We start from the raw sequence: 15,955 nt of genomic DNA, 5'->3' as shown, positions 1-15,955 counted from the left end.
TCGTACGACATCGCGGCCGGCGTCGTACGACATCGCGGCCGCCCTACGGCATCTCGGGTGCGCCTAGGACCGGAACGCCCCCGGATGCGTCTGCTCCCGTACCGACACGTACTGCTGGCGTACGGCCTGGCCCACCGCCAAGTCGTCGCCCGGCTCCAGGACCTGGGCGACCGCGCCCTGCCAGGCGGGCGGGGTGCGCGGGTCGAGGGTGCCCTGGGAGACACCGAGCGACCAGGCCGCCTGCCGGGCCGCGCCGATCGCCGCGTAGTCGGCGGGCTGCGGCACCACGACCTGCACGCCGAACAGCGCGGGCGCCGCCGCCTGCACGGCGGGCAGCTCCGCGGCCGCGCCGAGCAGGAAGATCCGCCGCACGTCGACCCCGCGCCCGCGCAGCACGTCCAGCGCGTCCGCGAGCCCGCACAGCATGCCCTCGAACGCGGCCCGGGCCAGATGCTCGGGCCGCATCGACTCGCGCCGCAGCCCGGCCAGGGTGCCCGCGGTGTGCGGCAGGTTCGGGGTCCGCTCGCCCTCCAGGTAGGGCAGCATCACCAGCCCGTGCGATCCGGGCGTCGACTTCATGGCGAGGTCGGACAGCGACTCCAGATCGGGCAGGCCGAGCAGCTCGGCGGTGCCCCGCAGGGTGCGCACTGCGTTCAGCGTGGTCACCACCGGCAGGTGCAGGCCCGTCGCGTCCGCGAGCGAGGTGATCATCCCGGTCGAGTCGACCAGCGCCTCGGGGTGCACGGCCATCACGGACCCGGAGGCGCCGAGCGAGACGACCGCGTCGCCGAGCCCGATGCCCAGGCCCAGGGCGGCGGCCATGGTCTCGCCGGTGCCCGCGGAGATCAGCAGCCCCTCCGGCGTCGTGCCCGCCGCCTCGGACGGGCCGAGCACCTCGGGCAGCATGGCCTGGTGCCCGAGCGCCAGCTCGACGAGGTCCGTACGGTAGGCGCCGGTCGCCGCCGACCAGTACCCGGTCCCCGAGGCGCCGCCGCGATCGGTGGTCCTGCGCACGGGCCGGCCGAGCAGCTGCCAGACGATCCAGTCGTGAGCCTGCATCAGCACGGCGAGGCGCCGCGCGTTGTCGGGTTCTGTCTTGGCGAGCCAGCGCAGCTTGGTCACCGGCTGCGCGGCCTGCGGTACGCAGCCGACGGCCTCGGCCCAGGCCTGCCGTCCGCCGAGGGCGTCGACGAGGTCGGCCGCCGCGACCTGGGCCCGCTTGTCGCCGCCGACCAGCGCGGGGCGCACGGTGCTGCCCTGGCCGTCGAGCGGGACGAGGGCGTTCTGCTGCGAGGAGACGCCGATGGCCTGTACGCCCTCCAGGAGCCCGCCGCCGGCCGCCTCCCCCAGGGACAGCAGCCAGGCCTGCGGGTCGATGTCGGAGGGACGGCCGCCACCCTCGGGGTTCTCCACCGGATGCGGTGCATATCCCTGCCTGAGCACGGCCCCGGTGTCCGTGTCACAGACGACGATACGAGTGAAATCGGGCGAACTGTCCAACCCGGCGACTATCCCCATGGTGGAAATTCTGCCGTACCGAGAGGGGTGGCCGCTCCTCCCCCAGTGCCTTGAGGGGCCTGGGCGGGACCCCCGCCCAAAGTGCCGCGGCGGCTCTTCGGTGACGGCGGGTGCCGGCTGCCTCGTGGGCGGTGCCGGCGGCCCGTCGGTCAGGTGTTGCTGGTGCCCCAGTCGTCCTCGCCGCGGTGCCCGTTGCGTTCGCGCAGCGAGCGCACGCGGGCGGCGACCGAGGCGGGCATGTGGTCTCCGGCCTTGGCGCTCACCGCGTGCAGGGCCTTGCCGGCGATCTCGCGCCCCTGCTGGGCGGCCGTCTCGGCGGTGTTGCGCACGGCCGGGTTCTGCGCGACCTGGCGGGCGGACTTCTTGAGCTGCTCGTACCGTTCACGCCCGGCCCGTGTGCCCAGCACATAGCCCAGAACCACCCCGGCGACGAACGTGAGCCGATAGCGCATGGCGGCCACCCTTCCCTTGCCTCGTCCCTTGCGTCTGCGTCGTCCACTTGCGTGGGCATCGGTCGTGGGGGGAACCGATTGGCGGAGCACCCCCCTGCTTGCGCTAATGTATGTGTCGCAGCGAGCGAGCGCCCCCTGGCGAATACCCAGGTAGGTACGTTCGATGCAACGAGGCATTCCTCCGTAGCTCAATTGGCAGAGCAGCCGGCTGTTAACCGGCAGGTTACTGGTTCGAGTCCAGTCGGGGGAGCTCGGTCCTCCGTAGCTCAATTGGCAGAGCAGCCGGCTGTTAACCGGCAGGTTACTGGTTCGAGTCCAGTCGGGGGAGCATGCTGAACGAGGACCCCGTCGGGGTCCTTTTTCATGTCCGCAGGAACCGCCGTGCCCACGGCGGAGTCCTCAAGGTCATGTGTAGCCGACCATCCGAAGCAGGAGATCGTATGAGCGGCTATGCTGCGGCAGACGGCGCGCACAAATGTGCGCGACGCGCCGTAACGGGGCGGTAGCTCAGCCGGTTAGAGCAGCGGACTCATAATCCGTCGGCCGTGGGTTCGAGTCCCACCCGCCCCACCAGGCGCCCCAGGTGCAGAATCGATCTGAACTGGGGCGACGCGAGAACGGTGGCTGCCACGCCAGAGCGGCGGTCACCGTTCACCCGCTCCGACCAAGGTCGAGACCCCCGACGAAGTCCGGGAGCGCCCGGGTGAGTTCGGGGGCCGGGAAATCACTCCGGGCCGCGCAGCGCCGTCCAGGTCCCGTGGTCCACGATGCCGTCGGCGTCCAGGCCCTTGTCGCTCTGGAAGCTCCGCACCGCGGACTCCGTTCCGGGGCCGAAGTCGCCGTCCACCCCGGTGCTCCCCACGCCGTACCCGCGTTCGGTCAGCATGCACTGCACCTGGAGCACGCGTTTTCCGCTGTCCCCCTGGCGTGTGCGTCCGCTGCCGGAGTAGTACGCACAGTCGGAGATCCAGGGCGGGGTCGCGGGCTCGGAGGGCGGACTGCTCGGGGACGGAGTGGCGGCGGTGTGGGTGCCGGGCTCGGTGCCGGGGGCCGAGGGGGCATCCGGCCCTCCGTCGGAGGGGGTGCTGGCGGCCTCCGGGCGCGACACGGCGCCGTCGGCGCTGGCGGCGCCCTTGACCCCCTTGCCGGACGTGCCCGGGGCGGACGTCCCGTCCGAGGCTCCGGGCGCCGGCGAGAAGGCGGCGTCGCCGGGCGAGGTGCCGGCGGCGGTCCGCGTACCGGCCCCCGGCGAGGAAGCGGTCCCAGGGGCGTCCTGGCGACTGAGCGCGAGGACTCCCGCGAACACCGCGCAAAGGGTGACGCCCGCGGCGACGGCCAGCACCGGCTTCTTCCGCGGCCAGGGGCGTGCTCCCGGCGGGCGTAACCGCTCGGGCGGTGTGACGGAGGAGGACGGCGTGACAGTCGAAGAAGGCGTGACGGTGGTAGAAGGCGTGACTGCGGGGGATGGCGTGACCGGGGAAGGGGGTGGGGCGGCGGAAGGGCCTGCCTCCTCCACCGGCGGTCCGAAACCGGCCGGAGCGGGCCGGCCGCCTCGCTCGACTGTCACCCGCGACGCCGGAGACGCCGACGACACCACCTTCGGCCGGTCGCCCGGGGCCCGGAGGCCGACCCTCCGCCCGACGGGGAGGCGGTGCAGCACCTCGTACGCCCGCTGCCGGGCCAGCACCTTGCCGCCCAGCGGCTCGGGCCAGTCGGCCGTCCCGGTGTGCGTCCCGGCCGCGTCGATCAGGTCCCGCGGCGTGGGCCGCTGCTCGGGCTCCTTGGCCAGAGAGGCGGAGAGCAGCGAGCCGAGCGCCGCGTCCGCCGCCGAGATCTCGCCGAGCAGCTCCTGATTCGGCTCCTCGAACGCCACCCGATGCATCACGTCGACGCCTGTGCCGTCGCCGAACGGAGCACGCCCCGTCGCCGCGTAGACCAGCGTTCCGGCCAGCGAGAACACATCCGACGCCGTGTCGCTGCGGCCCGTCCGCAGGTGTTCCGGCGACATGTAGGCAGGGGTTCCCACCCGGTTGCCCGTGCCGGTGATCGCGCTGGCGTCCGCGGCCTTCGAAATGCCGAAGTCGATCACATGCGCGCCGCGGACGGACAGCAGCACGTTGGACGGCTTCAGGTCCCGGTGCACGATCCCCGCGGCGGCGAGGTCGGCAAGCGCCTGCCCCAGCTCCGCCACCAGCCGCCAGACCGCGGCCGGCTTCAGGGCACCGCTCTCCCGCACGGCAGCCGCCAGATCGAGCCCCGGGAGGTACTCGGTGGCCATCCACAGCAGTTCGTCCCGGAACCCCGTGCCGGACAACCTCGGTGTGTGCGGCGTACGGAGCCGGGCGTGCACCGACGCCTCACGCTCGAACCGGCGCCGGAACCGGGCGTCGTCGGCGTACTCCGGCCTGATCACCTTCACGGCGACCAGACCGGGGCTGTCGTCCACGGGACGCGCCAGATAGACCCGTCCCATGCCACCGCTGCCGAGCAACGCCAGCGGCACATAGGGGCCGACACGGCCCGGGTCGCCGGGGCGCAGAGGGGAGGCACCGGTCTGCCGCAGCGCGGCAGTCTCGTTCGCCGATGAGTCCGGTCCCACCGGCCGCTGTTCTGACACGGACCCCCCGAAGTGATGTTCCCCGTACGCCAGTTCGCCCTCTAAGGGAAGATGAGGCTAACCCAGCTCCGGCGTACGTTCAGGGTTTCCCTCACTTGCCTTCAACTGTCCTGATCCATGCCCTCGTTGACCTGCCGGTTCGTTTCGCCGTCCGGGGCCCGGGGCAACCTCCCGAGCAGCGTGGTCCCGGTCCACGGACCGACGGAGGGGGGAGCGCTGTGCGGGAGCAGGTGCGCACGCTTGACCATGTGCGGGCGGCGGACGGGAGGCTGCTCACGGTCGAATGCGTGGGGGATCCCCGGGGCCGCCCGGTGTTCCTGCTGCACGGCACGCCCGGCAGCAGGGTCGGGCCCCGGCCCCGGTCGATGTTCCTCTACCAGCGCGGCGCCTGGCTCATCAGCTACGACCGGCCCGGGTACGGCGGCTCCGACCGCAAGCCCGGCCGCCAGGTCGTCGACGTCGTCCAGGACGTGGCCGATGTCGCCGACGCCCTCGAACTGGACCGTTTCGCGGTCGCCGGCCGCTCCGGCGGCGCCCCGCACGCGCTGGCCTGCGCGGCCCTGCTGCCGGACCGGGTGACGCGTGCCGCCGCGCTCGTGGGGCTCGCCCCGTGGGACGCGGAGGGGCTGGACTGGTTCGAGGGGATGGCGCCGTCGAACGTCACCGAGTTCCGCACCGCGGGCCGCGACCCCGAGCGGTTCGCCGCCCGGCTCATTCCGCGTTCGGCCGCCATCCGCAGTGACCCCGCGCGCCTGCTCGACGAGCTGCGCAGCGAGTTGCCCGACGCCGACCGGATGATCGTCTCGGACAACGGGATCCGCACCATGCTGCTGCACAACTACCGCGAGGCGCTGCGGACCTCGCCCTACGGGTGGATCGACGACGCCCTCGCCCTGTGCCGGCCCTGGGGGTTCGACCCGGCCGACATCCGGGTTCCGGTCCTGTTGTGGCACGGCGGACAGGACGTCTTCTCGCCGGCCTCTCACTCTTCCTGGCTGGCGGCCCGCATCCCCCGCGCCACCAAGGTCCTCGAACCGCAGGCGGCCCACTTCGCGGCACTGAGCGCACTGCCGACGGTGCTCCAGTGGCTGCTGGCGGACCCCGGATCGGCTCAGGCGCCCTCGGCGTGACGCACACCGGCAGGGGGCGCGTCCCGGTGGGTCCGGTTCGGGGGCCGTCGGTGTGGCTCGCACCGTGGTGGCTGCGGGTCCGGTTCGGGGGCCGTCGGTGTGACTCGACACCGGTGGTGGCTCCGGGGCCCGGTGGATCCGGCCCACGCACCCCGGCGTGACCTCACACCGCCAGTGGCTCCAGGTCCCGGTAGATCCGCCGGTTGTGGCTGGCCACCCGGGTGATGCCGTTGTCGTCGCCCAGCAGCAGCCTCAGTTCCGTCAGGGCCTCCTCGCGCAGGGCCCGGGCCTCCTCCTCGCGGCCCAGGGCGCCGAGTGTGAGCGCGTAGTTGGTGACCACCGCCAGCGTCTCGGGGTGGTGCGGTCCCAGGACCGTGCGCAGTGCCGCGAGGGACGTCTCCTCCAGGTCCCGCGCATCCTCCAGACGGTCCAGGTCGGCCAGGACGTTCGCGTAGTTGACGCCCGAGAACAGCGTGTGCGGATGCTGCTTGCCGAGCACCTCCGTCATCCGCGGCAGCACCTGCCGGAACACGGCCGCGGCCTCCAACGCGTCGCCGCAGCCCCAGTGGAAGATGCCGAGGTTGTTGAGCGCGGCCTGGGTGTAGGGATGGGTCTCGCCCGGCACCTTCATGTACTCCGTCAGCGCCTCCAGGGCCACCTCGCGCGCCGCCTCCCGGTCGTCGGCCGCGTACAGGTCGGCCGCCATGTTGAGGTCACAGGCCAGCGAGTCCGGGTTCGGCGCCTCGTACTGGGCCCGGTACTGGGCCCGGGTCGCCGAGGTGAGCCGGCGCGCGTCCTCGAACTGCCCCGCCCGGCGCAGCGACACCGCCAGCGATTTGGCGCAGGCCAGCGTGCCGGGGAAGCTCTTGCCCAGGATCCGTTTGTGCGCCTCGTACGTCCGGGACAGCAGGGAGACCGACTCGTCGTAGCGGCCGACCTCGCGCAGGTCGCGGCCGAGGGAGGCGGCCGAGGCGAGCGTGTAGATGTGGTCGGGCCCCAGGACCTCCATACGGCGGTCGAGGACGTCCTGGTCGAGCGCGCGGGCCTCGCCGTAGCGGCCGACCATGCGCAGGGCGAGGGCGAGGTTGTTCGCGGCGTTGAGCGTGCGCGGATGGGACTCGTGGAAGATCTGGCTGAAACCGTCATGCGCCTTGCGGGCCAGCTCCACGGCGTTGCGGTAGTCCCCGAGCGCGGCCAGGTCGCTGGAGAGGCTGGAGGTGGTGACGTACGTGTGTGGATGGTCCTCGCCGAGCACGGACCGCTGCCGCTCCAGGAGCTCCTGGTCGATCTCCCTGGCCTCGACGTAACGTCCCTGCGAGCGCTGGATGTTGGCGAGCTGGCAGCGCAGGTACAGGTACTGCACGTCGTTCTCGCCCAGCAGGTCCTTCCAGTCGGCGAGCAGCGCCTCGGCGAGCTGGAGGGCGCGCGCGAAGTCACCGCGCTTCCAGCGGTAGCGGACCCGGTCGATCATCAGCCGCCGGGTCTCGGACTCGCTGCTGCCGCGGGCGTCCGAGGCGTCCAGGTGGGGCCAGATGAGTTCGAACCGGGGCCAGGTCGCCGGGTCGTCGATCGGCTCGTCCTCGTCGGGACGGGCGCCCGCGAGGACGGTGTGCACGACGCGGCGCGTCTCCTCCTGCTGCTCCTCGGTGAGCTGGGAGCGGATGACCGCCTGGACGAGCCGGTGCACCTGGATGCTGGTGCCCATCGAGTCGATCTTGGCGAGGGCGAACCGTCCGATCTCCCGGATCACACGCCCGAGGACCAGCTTCTCCTGAAGCGCGGGGTCGTACGGCTTGAGCGCGTCGATCATCTCCTTGCTGTACAGCAGCTGGGCGGCGATCGGCTCGGGGGCGAGGAAGGCGCACAGCTCCAGGAGGCGCACCGAGGCCGGGGACCTCTCGCGCAGGCGGGCGATGGAGATGTTCCAGGTCGCGGCGACGGGGTGCGGATAGTCGGCGGGCTGGTTGAGGGCGAGGACGTCGGTGGTCTGGCGGTCGAGCTGCTCCAGATAGTCGTCGATGGGCATGGCGGTCTCCGCGAGCCACGCCGCTGCCTGGGCGACGGCCAGCGGCAGGTCCCCGACGGCCGTGGCCACCCGGTCGGCGTCCTCGGCGGTGAGGCCCTTGGCGCGGCGCATCAGGTGCTCGACGCTCTCCTCGCGCAGGAACACGTCGATCGGCAGCGAGGGCCCCTGCTGGGCCCAGGACTGGTTCCGGGAGGTGATGAGGATGTGCCCGCCGCCCCCCTTCGGGAAGTACTCCTTGAGATCCTCGGGGTCGTCGGCGTTGTCGAAGACGAGGATCCAGCGGCCCGGGGTGCCGCGCCCGAGCCGTTGGAGGGCCTCCTGGCAGGCCATGGACAGGTCGTCGCCGGTGGGCGCGCCCAGCCGGGCGGCGAGTTCGGCGAGGGAGGACACCACGTTGTCGTTGTGCTCGGCGGAGATCCACCACACCAGGTCGTAGTCGGCCATGAACCGGTGCACGTACTCGTTGGCCAGCTGCGTCTTGCCGACGCCGCCGAGCCCGAACAGGGCCTGCGACTGGGGCAGCGGCAGGACGACGGACATGCTGCCGCCGCCCAGCTGGTCGCGCAGCTTCTCCAGCACCAGGCTGCGGCCGGTGAAGGTGACGTTGCGCTGGGGCGCGTTCCAGATCCGGGGCACGCTGCCCGGGAAGCGGGGGGCCGCCGGACCCGCGTCCAGCGGCTGGGCGGGCAGCTCCAGGGCGCGCAGCAGGCCGGCGATGCAGTGCGCCTCGTCCAGGCGGTGCAGGTCGACCGGGTTGTACTCCAGGTGCGAGGAGTGCAGCCGGGCGTCGTCGACGCGCAGCGGCACGAACGAGGCGGGGGCTCCGGTCGCCGAGGAGTCGGTGAGCGCGCGCCAGGTCTCCTGGGCATGACGGGAGTTGAGGAATGGCGTGGACAGCAGGACGAGGGTCCTGGTGCCGGCGTCGGGGCGCTCCAAGGCAGTGGTGGACACATCGCGCAGCGTCACGCTGCAACCGGAGCGGACGAGCACGGACTCCGCCCACTCGGCCCACATCCGGTTCTCCGCGACGTAGGCGATGACCACGTCGGCCACCTTGGCGAGCGGCCGACGCCGTACGTAGGCCTCCTTGCAGCGCAGCCGCACCGGTTCGGGCACCGAGGGCAGGGAGGTGATCTCGCCGTCCGAGATGACGGCGGTGAGCCGCTCGAAGGCGGACAGCAGGGAGTTGGCGAGACCCTTCTCGTCGCTGACGGTGGCGAGCGTCTCCTCGTACGCGTAATAGGGCCGGTACGGGATCTCGACGGCGCCCCAGTACCGGGTGAGTTCCTCGCCGCTGAGCCCTTTGGGCAGTCCGTCGAACTTGAGCCGGGCCAGCGCGCGGCCCGCGTCGACCTTCTCCTTCTCGCCCTCGTCGATGCGCATGGGGACGGGCAGCACCCTGACCTCGTGCGGGTGGTAGCCCTCCTCGACACTGCGCGCGACCGCGGCGGCGCCCTCCAGCGACTGGTCGCTGAGGGTGAAGCAGTCGACGAGGACGTCGGGCATCTGCATGGTGCAGATGTCCGCGCTGTCGGACAGGCCGGTGCGGCTGTCGATGAGGACGTAGTCGTAGTGGGCCTTCATGTCGTCGCGCAGCGCGTCGAGGAACTGCCCGCCGCCCAGCCGCTCGTAGAAGTTGTCCCACTCGAAGGAGGAGACGGTCGCCGAGTACGCCCGGTCCTGGCGGCCGGCGGAGAGGAAGTCGAGGCTGCCTCCGTCCGGGAAGTTCCAGCCGAGCCGCTCGGGGTGCAGGGACACGGCATGCTGCTGGACGCGGGCGTAGGCGCGGTGCCAGTCGCCGGTGCGCGGCGCTCCGGTCGTGGCGGCCCAGTGGAACTCGGTGATGATGTCGATGACACCGGTGGTGGAGGCGAGGACGTCCGGGTCGAGGAACGGGTGGAAGAAGCGGTGCAGGCCGGGCGCCTCCAGGTCCCAGTCGACGGCCAGCACGCGCTTGCCGTTGGCGGCGAGGATCCAGGCCGTGTTGGCCAGGGCCATGGTCCGTCCGGTGCCGCCCTTGTACGAGTAGAAGGTGATGATGCGTCCGTCAGGAGCCGCCGTCATGCTTCTCCTCCATCGTGGTGTCCCGCGCCTGCGGGAGTGTCGAGGGCATCGGTCCCGTCAGACGGGGCCTTGGGACGTGCGGCCCGGCGACCGGGTGCGGTGTCGCGTGCTTGAAGAACTGCTTGGTGGCGTGCGCCACGACCTTGGGCAGCACATCGGTGAAGGCCGTGAGGGTGGGTACGCCGTTGACGGCGATCCGGCAGTCGGTACGGCGGCCCCGGTCCAGGGTGAGCGGCAGGGTCCGCTCCAGCTTGTCGGTGAGCTGCTTGCCCTCCTCGCTCTGGCACTGCCGGTCGGTGCGGTCCCAGGGGACGATGGCGTTGATCCAGGGCCGGGTGTTGGTGTCGAAGACGGAGAGTCTGTGACACCGTTCCTCGTCGCCGAGGGCCCAGGGGTCGACGAGGAGGATGCCGGGGCGGCCCGGCGGCTTGTCCTCCTCGGCGGAGGCGAGGGGTTCGGGGCCGGTGTCCTCGTCGTCGAAGGAGGCGACGGTGACGCGGTAGTCGAGGGAGCGCACGAGTTCCTCGGCGAGCGTCGGCAGCGAGCGGGTGGACTCCCCCGGATAGGGGTTCCAGTCGTGGGCGTGCTCGCCGTAGGGGCGGGGGTCGCGGTGCTCGGGAATGGTGTGCCGGGTGGGCGCGGCGACCGTGAGGTGGATGCTGCGGGGGCCCTCGCCGCGCGGTTTGAAGGCGCTGGGCGTGTTCTCGTAGCGGCGCGGCTGGGCGGGCGGCAGCGGGGAGTCGTGGGCGACCTGGACGATGCGCCGGGCCAGCTGCATCACGGTCTCCTCGTACTCGTCGCGCAGCCGGTTCAGCTTGATCAGGCTGTAGATCCCCTCGTCCGCGTAGCGTGCTCCGAAGGCGGCGTGGTCGACGTGTATGTGCCGTACGGAATCCGGGAGCTGGTCGTAGTCCACATGTGCCCACAGGGCCGGGACGATGGCGGGGAGGCTGCCGGCGCCGGCGGCCCGGGCGCGCAGGATCCGCTCGTTGAAGGCGTACCACTCGCGGCCGCACATCTCGCTGGTGAAGTAGCGCGGCGAGAACAGCGGGACGAAGACCCGGCAGATCGCGAGGTGCTCGGCGAGCTTCTCGGGCCAGCCGTCGCCGGAGTGCATCTCCCGGTCCATGAAGCCCGCGGAGGCGCCGGCGGGCAGGTCCGTGAGGTGCATGATGTTGTCGCACAGGTCCTTGTAGAGGACATACACCCAGTGGTCGGGGTCGCCGCGGTTGGGACCCCATGCCGGTGTGTGGGCGTAACTCAGGAAGAAGTAGGGCCTGGTGTCGGACATCCAGCCCCGGCCCGAGTAATCCACACGACCCCCCGCCCGCCGACCGGTTCCCGCACCGAGGGCACGTCACCCGGCCGGTGCGATCGCACCACCCCGTCAGGAGTAATCAAATGTGCCCGACGAGGCCCGGGGAAACGGGGCTTCTTTCGCGCCATTCATCGCCGAATTCCGGTCAACGCGCGACGCGCGTGGTCGACGGCGGCCCGCATTCCGAACACCATGACGGGTTTCTCCGCCACCTCGCCCTCGGCGATCAGCTCACGCGGGAGCGCCGCGCCGACTTCGGCGAAGTCGTCGTCGTTCAAGGTGAGATCCTCGTAGGTGATCCAGTTTCCCTTGGTCTCCACGACGCAGCGGTACAGGCGCGACGGGGGCGGCGGAACCATCCGGTACTCGGCCAGGTGGAACGCGGTGCACACCTCGAACCCCACGCGGAAAAGCAGCACTTGGGCGTCCGTCTCGTACAGCGCCGCCAGCGGCGAGCGCTCGCCGAGGTGGCAGTGCGGGTCGTGGTCCGCCATCAACTCCCTTGCGCGCGCGCCCAGTGCCGCGAAGGAACTCTGGGGGTGTGCGCTGCGCCGGGCGCCGGGCGTGGTGCGTACGCACTCGGCGAGCACGCCCATCGACACGCAGGGACTGGCGTCCGGGTCGAACGGCGGCATGGACTGCCGGTATGCGACCACTTCACGGTCCGTCATACCGGCGACTATCTCCCGGTGGGCGCTGGAGGTGTCGGAGTTCTCCGACGTGAAGGCGGGCACGACGAGCGTGCCGTGCGGTCCGAGCGCGTCGAGCAGCGCGTCCCGGACATCGGTGTCGCGCAGCCCGCTGCCGTGCAAGGAGGAGTGCACCATGAGCACACCACCGCGCCGGACGCCCAACCGGGCGAACAGTCCGGGCAGTTCGGCAACATCAACCATGGGTGTCCGCCTCTCCGGCCGGCCGGCCGATGCGCGGCAGCTCGCGTACGAACTGCTCCGGGTCGAAGTCGACGGCCAGGCCCAGCGCCCCGTAGCCGTGGGTGCCGAGCCGGGGCCCGGCGCCCGGCGGGAGCGGGGTGACGGTCGTGACGTCCAGTATGCCGGGCCGGCCGGACCTGAGGGCGTCCAGCAGGCCGAAGGCCGCCCGCAGCCGCTCGCGGAACGCGTCGAGGTCGGCGGGCGCCAGCGGAGGGGCGACGGGCACGGGGTAGGAGTCGCGGCGCAACGGATCGGCGTCGTCCACGAGCACGGACGTGCCGTCGGCGAGTTCGACGGTCTCCAGGGGGCGCCATGCGCCGGGCTCCGTGTCCGGGCCGCTGCGGACCTGGAAACCGTCCGCGGTGACCGTGACCTCGACGCGACCGGGCTCCGGCAGCGTCACGGTGCCCAGGGTGGGCAGGTGCAGCTCCCGCCCCGGCTGGTCCCAGGAGAGCGTCGTGGGCCTGCCCGCCCGTACGGCCGCGGCCACCACGATCGCCATGAACAGGGCGGACCCGCCGGGAAGGAGCGACAGGCTGCTCAGCACCGGCAGCAGATACGGGTGGCCGAGGACGGCGTCGACGTGCGGGCGGGTCCGCTCGTCGGCGTCGAGGAGGGACAGCAACCGCCATGCCTCCTCGCAGTCCGGCCGGGTGGCGAGGAGGCCGAGCTGCCCGTCGAACAGCCGTCGGCTGTACTCGACGTGCGCGAAGTGCGGGTCGTCGCCCTGCCGCGCGGCGGGCGCCCGCTCCTCGGCGCGCTCGGCCACGCCTTCGATGAAGGCGCGCAGGTCTTCGCAGAACACGGACGGGTTGTCGAAGCCGCGTGCGGCGCTGTAGCGGTGCGCGTAGAGCCCGCCGCCGCAGGACTCGACGACCGGGCAGGCCCTACAGGTCTCGCTCACTCCGTCGATGCCGAGCTGCCGGGCCCGTACACCGGGGTGCTCGGCCAGCTCCGCGAAACTGTGCCGCAGGACGTCGTAGCCGGTCTCCGCGGCCCCCTCGTAAGCCGTCTTCAGGGAGTCCACCTGCTCGAACGTGCCGTCCGTCTCCACCACCGCCAGATCGGACGGGGCGAGCCCGAGCGCCTCGGTGAGGCTGGGGCCGCCGCCCAGGGTGCTGAGCACCGACTCGAAGATCCGCACCGGCACGCTCCGCCCCCGCTGTTCCCAGCGGTCGTACACGGCCAGCAGCCAGTCGGCGTACGGCGTCGGTGATCCGTCCGGCCCGGACGGTCCGGGCGGCGGTGGGCTGTCCCAGGTGGAGTGGGGCAGCAGATAGTCGATGCGCGGGGGATCGAGCGCGGCCAGCGCGTCGTGCACGGCGACCGGGTCGTTCTCGATGTCGACGGTGCACAGCAGTCCGGCGAACAGATGCCGGTTGTGCGGAGCCCGCAGCAGCTCCACCGCCCGCAGCACCCGGTCGTAACTGCTGCGGCCCCTGCGGTCGAGGCGATGGCGGTCGTTCGCGGCGCGGTCGCCGTCCAGGGAGATGCCGACCTTGACGTCGAACTCCCGGAAGACCTCCAGATGGCGCGGGCCGAGCTGTACGCCGTTGGTGTGGATCCGCAGATCGAGGGAGGTCACCGGGGTGAGGGCCGCGGTGAGCGCCTCGCAGATGCGGCGCAGGCGCACGGGGCCGGCGAGGAGGGGTTCACCGCCGTGGAGGATCACCGATACGGTCGGCAGTTCGCGCTCTTTGGCGTACGTCGCCAGCCGGTGGGCGACCTGCTGGACCGTTTCCTGCGAGATGATCTTGGGGCGCCGGCTCCAGCTCTGGTCGGCGTGCTCGTAGACATAGCAGTGATCACATGCCAGGTCACATCTGGAGTGCACCTTGAGGACCAGTTGCTGAAGCGCGGGCGCTGTCGTCACTGCGCGCACTTTAGCCGGTCCGAAGGGCTGGGCCGAGCCAACCCGCCAGCATACAAGGCTCGTTGGTCGTCCAGGGGGTGGTACGGACGCACCCCGGCGCACAAGAGACGTGGTGGTGCGCCCAGCCCTTCGTCGCGTACGTCAGATCGACGAGTTGAAGGTGGCGTTCTTGACCGGAGAGACCGCGTCCCGACGGTCGGCCGACTGGGTGGTCCCGGCATTGCGGTGAGCGGCGGAGGAGAGCGGCGTGTGCTGCTTCTGCTCCTTCCGGGACAGAGGGGTACCGCTCGTCTTTACCTTAAGGATCATGACGGCCTCGTTCTGTTCAGTTCGTCGAACTCGCGGGAGGTGAATTGGCGGCCTCCCGTCACAGCGGTCGCTGCCACTGGGGTTGCCGCGGGCGAGTTCGACTTTTGGGACTTGAGAGACAGCCCGACCCGAGCAAAGGGGTCTGTTACGCGAAACATACACCAGGCAAGTCGGATCGGCCGTTTGAAGCGTTCAAGCCCTGGAACTCCCTCGCCCGTCCGGCCAAGATGGAGGGTCGTCGACAACGCGAGGTGCCAACGTGAGGGCAATGGGACCGAGCACGACCATTGGTGACGCGGACTTACCACCGCTTTATCTGGACAATGATCGCCGCGCATTGGCCCGACAGGGTGAATCCGTCCGCGCCGTCCGTCTGCAGTTGACGGTACTTCTGCTCGCCACCGCTTCCGCCACACTCGCGGAACACGTGCGGCAGAGTCATATTCCCTCGGCAATTGCCGCTGTTCTCTACGGGCTGACGACCGCCGTCGGACTGCACACGGCGCGCCGCCGCGCCCGCGCCCACTGGCAGGCCCACCGGGCGGCCGCCGAGACCCTCAAATCGCTGGCCTGGCAGTACATGGTCCACGGCGGGCCCTTCCACTCCGAGGTCGCCAACCCCGAGGCCCTGTTCGCCGAACGCCTCGAAGAGCGGCTGCGGGAGCTGAGGAAGGTGGGCTGGGAGGACTCCCGGGGCGGCACGGCCGACCTCGGCGCCGGGCAGATCACGCCGAGCATGCGGGTGGTGCGCGCCAAGTCGTTCCAGGCGCGCCGGGACATCTATCTGCGGGACCGGGTTCTGGAACAGCTGATCTGGTACGGCAACCGGGCCTCCCAGTCCCACCGCGCGTCCGTGCGCTGGTCCTCCGTCACGGCGGTGCTGACGCTCCTCGCGCTGCTCGCGGCCGTGCTCAGGGCCTTCGGGGCGATCGGCAGCTGGGACCTCGCGGGGCTGCTCAGCGCGGGGGCCGCGGCCGGCGTGGCCTGGCAGGAGGTGCGCCGGCACCGTCCGCTGACGTACGCGCATTCCCTCATCGAGCAGGATCTGGACACCCTGCGGGTCGCGATGGGCACGACGGTGACCGAGGAGGGCTGGGCCGACGCGGTCGCGGAGGCGGAGCGGCTGGTCAGCCCGCAACACACGGACTGGCTGGTGCGGTTCGGATCCTGAAGCCGTCACAGGGGTGATAAGCGGTCAGTCGCGGGTCACGCCGGGGCTCCACAGCACCCTCACCGGCACCCCCGTACGGCGCGCGTACGCCACCACGTCCGCCGTGCCGCCGCGGCCGCGGGCCGGGCGTCCGTCCCACACGGCGACCAGGCGGTCCGCATGGTCGACGATCCAGCGGCCGGCCGCGTAGTACGCGTCCTCGTGCGTGGGCTCTCTCGGCAGATCCACACGTGCGGTGCAGGACTCCAGCAAGCGGCGGTACGACGCCCGCACCTCCTCGTCACCGAGGTGGGCCTCGTAGTCCATGCCGGGGATCACCGCGGTCACCGGGACGCCACGGTCCAGGGCGATACCCGCGAAGAGCTGGTCGGCACCGGCGGCGAGACTGCTGAGGGCCCGGGCGTCGGCGCAGGCGCTCAGCTCCGCGGTCATGCCGAGGCGGACGGCCGGGAGGACGGCGGCGGGGAGGTGACGATGGCCGGTGACGCCGATGTGAGACACGACAAACCCCTCCGCGGCCGTGGTCGACCTTTTTACCCTAATGG

The 15,955-nt window shown here is 71.6% G+C and carries 11 protein-coding genes and 3 tRNA genes; 5 read left to right on the top strand and 9 right to left on the bottom strand.

The annotated features are described in order from the left end of the window. Window positions 1-63 precede the first annotated feature (63 nt). A complete protein-coding gene (locus tag Q2K21_RS28505) occupies window positions 64-1,518 on the bottom strand; it encodes a xylulokinase (protein WP_310776479.1) in 1,455 nt (484 codons plus the stop codon). A 149-nt stretch (window positions 1,519-1,667) separates the two neighbouring features. After that, window positions 1,668-1,970, bottom strand: coding sequence for a YtxH domain-containing protein (locus tag Q2K21_RS28500; protein WP_310776477.1), 303 nt, complete (start codon window positions 1,968-1,970; stop codon window positions 1,668-1,670). A gap of 177 nt (window positions 1,971-2,147) precedes the next feature. On the opposite strand from Q2K21_RS28500, the gene Q2K21_RS28495 reads away from it, so the two are divergent. The 3 genes from Q2K21_RS28495 (at window position 2,148) to Q2K21_RS28485 (ending at window position 2,543) form a co-directional block, all read left to right on the top strand. Further along, window positions 2,148-2,220: transfer RNA gene (locus Q2K21_RS28495), tRNA-Asn, on the top strand. Between the two features lie 5 nt (window positions 2,221-2,225). Continuing rightward, a tRNA-Asn gene (locus Q2K21_RS28490) sits at window positions 2,226-2,298 on the top strand. Window positions 2,299-2,466: 168 nt separating this feature from the next. Further along, window positions 2,467-2,543 (top strand) — tRNA-Ile (locus Q2K21_RS28485). Between the two features lie 151 nt (window positions 2,544-2,694). Here Q2K21_RS28485 and Q2K21_RS28480 read toward each other — a convergent pair. Beyond that, window positions 2,695-4,569, bottom strand: coding sequence for a protein kinase domain-containing protein (locus tag Q2K21_RS28480; protein WP_310776475.1), 1,875 nt, complete (start codon window positions 4,567-4,569; stop codon window positions 2,695-2,697). A 236-nt stretch (window positions 4,570-4,805) separates the two neighbouring features. Here Q2K21_RS28480 and Q2K21_RS28475 point away from each other — a divergent pair, with 236 nt between their 5' ends. Then, complete coding sequence (locus Q2K21_RS28475) at window positions 4,806-5,717, top strand: alpha/beta fold hydrolase (RefSeq protein WP_310776473.1); 912 nt, start codon at window positions 4,806-4,808, stop codon at window positions 5,715-5,717. A gap of 163 nt (window positions 5,718-5,880) precedes the next feature. Here the strand turns inward: Q2K21_RS28475 and fxsT are convergent, their stop codons facing one another. From fxsT to Q2K21_RS28450, 5 genes are all read right to left on the bottom strand, one after another. Next, window positions 5,881-9,807 (bottom strand): FxSxx-COOH system tetratricopeptide repeat protein, encoded by a 3,927-nt coding sequence (gene fxsT, locus Q2K21_RS28470; RefSeq protein WP_310776471.1) that lies wholly within the window; start codon window positions 9,805-9,807, stop codon window positions 5,881-5,883. After that, window positions 9,791-11,098: a TIR-like protein FxsC gene (locus Q2K21_RS28465; RefSeq protein ID WP_310776469.1), complete on the bottom strand. Its 1,308-nt coding sequence runs from the start codon at window positions 11,096-11,098 to the stop codon at window positions 9,791-9,793. Before Q2K21_RS28465 ends, fxsT begins: the two co-directional genes overlap by 17 nt. 155 nt (window positions 11,099-11,253) lie before the next feature. Then, entirely contained in the window at window positions 11,254-12,018 is a 765-nt protein-coding gene (locus tag Q2K21_RS28460; protein ID WP_310776467.1) for an AAC(3) family N-acetyltransferase, read from the bottom strand. Further along, on the bottom strand, window positions 12,011-13,939 hold the full coding sequence (locus Q2K21_RS28455) for an FxsB family cyclophane-forming radical SAM/SPASM peptide maturase (protein WP_386276136.1): 1,929 nt from the start codon (window positions 13,937-13,939) through the stop codon (window positions 12,011-12,013). Before Q2K21_RS28455 ends, Q2K21_RS28460 begins: the two co-directional genes overlap by 8 nt. A 132-nt stretch (window positions 13,940-14,071) precedes the next feature. After that, complete coding sequence (locus tag Q2K21_RS28450; protein WP_310776463.1) at window positions 14,072-14,239, bottom strand: hypothetical protein; 168 nt, start codon at window positions 14,237-14,239, stop codon at window positions 14,072-14,074. 268 nt (window positions 14,240-14,507) lie between these two features. On the opposite strand from Q2K21_RS28450, the gene Q2K21_RS28445 reads away from it, so the two are divergent. After that, window positions 14,508-15,410 (top strand): DUF4231 domain-containing protein, encoded by a 903-nt coding sequence (locus Q2K21_RS28445; protein WP_310776461.1) that lies wholly within the window; start codon window positions 14,508-14,510, stop codon window positions 15,408-15,410. 24 nt (window positions 15,411-15,434) lie between these two features. On the opposite strand, the gene Q2K21_RS28440 is transcribed toward Q2K21_RS28445, so the two are convergent. Then, on the bottom strand, window positions 15,435-15,911 hold the full coding sequence (locus Q2K21_RS28440; RefSeq protein WP_310776459.1) for a hypothetical protein: 477 nt from the start codon (window positions 15,909-15,911) through the stop codon (window positions 15,435-15,437). Between the last annotated feature and the right edge of the window lie 44 nt (window positions 15,912-15,955).

This window comes from Streptomyces sp. CGMCC 4.7035 (genome assembly GCF_031583065.1).
Lineage (GTDB): Bacteria > Actinomycetota > Actinomycetes > Streptomycetales > Streptomycetaceae > Streptomyces > Streptomyces yaanensis.
The sequence above is the reverse complement of the archived record's forward strand: the minus strand, read 5'-3'. Positions and strand labels throughout refer to the sequence as shown.

Bases quoted from the DNA above. Each gene is read 5' to 3' on its own strand.
- Q2K21_RS28505 (WP_310776479.1), bottom strand. From the start codon at position 1,518: ATGGGGATAGTCGCCGGGTTGGACAGTTCGCCCGATTTCACTCGTATC.
- Q2K21_RS28500 (WP_310776477.1), bottom strand. From the start codon at position 1,970: ATGCGCTATCGGCTCACGTTCGTCGCCGGGGTGGTTCTGGGCTATGTG.
- fxsT (WP_310776471.1), bottom strand. From the start codon at position 9,807: ATGACGGCGGCTCCTGACGGACGCATCATCACCTTCTACTCGTACAAG.
- Q2K21_RS28465 (WP_310776469.1), bottom strand. From the start codon at position 11,098: ATGTCCGACACCAGGCCCTACTTCTTCCTGAGTTACGCCCACACACCG.
- Q2K21_RS28460 (WP_310776467.1), bottom strand. From the start codon at position 12,018: ATGGTTGATGTTGCCGAACTGCCCGGACTGTTCGCCCGGTTGGGCGTC.
- Q2K21_RS28450 (WP_310776463.1), bottom strand. From the start codon at position 14,239: ATGATCCTTAAGGTAAAGACGAGCGGTACCCCTCTGTCCCGGAAGGAG.
- Q2K21_RS28445 (WP_310776461.1), top strand. From the start codon at position 14,508: ATGGGACCGAGCACGACCATTGGTGACGCGGACTTACCACCGCTTTAT.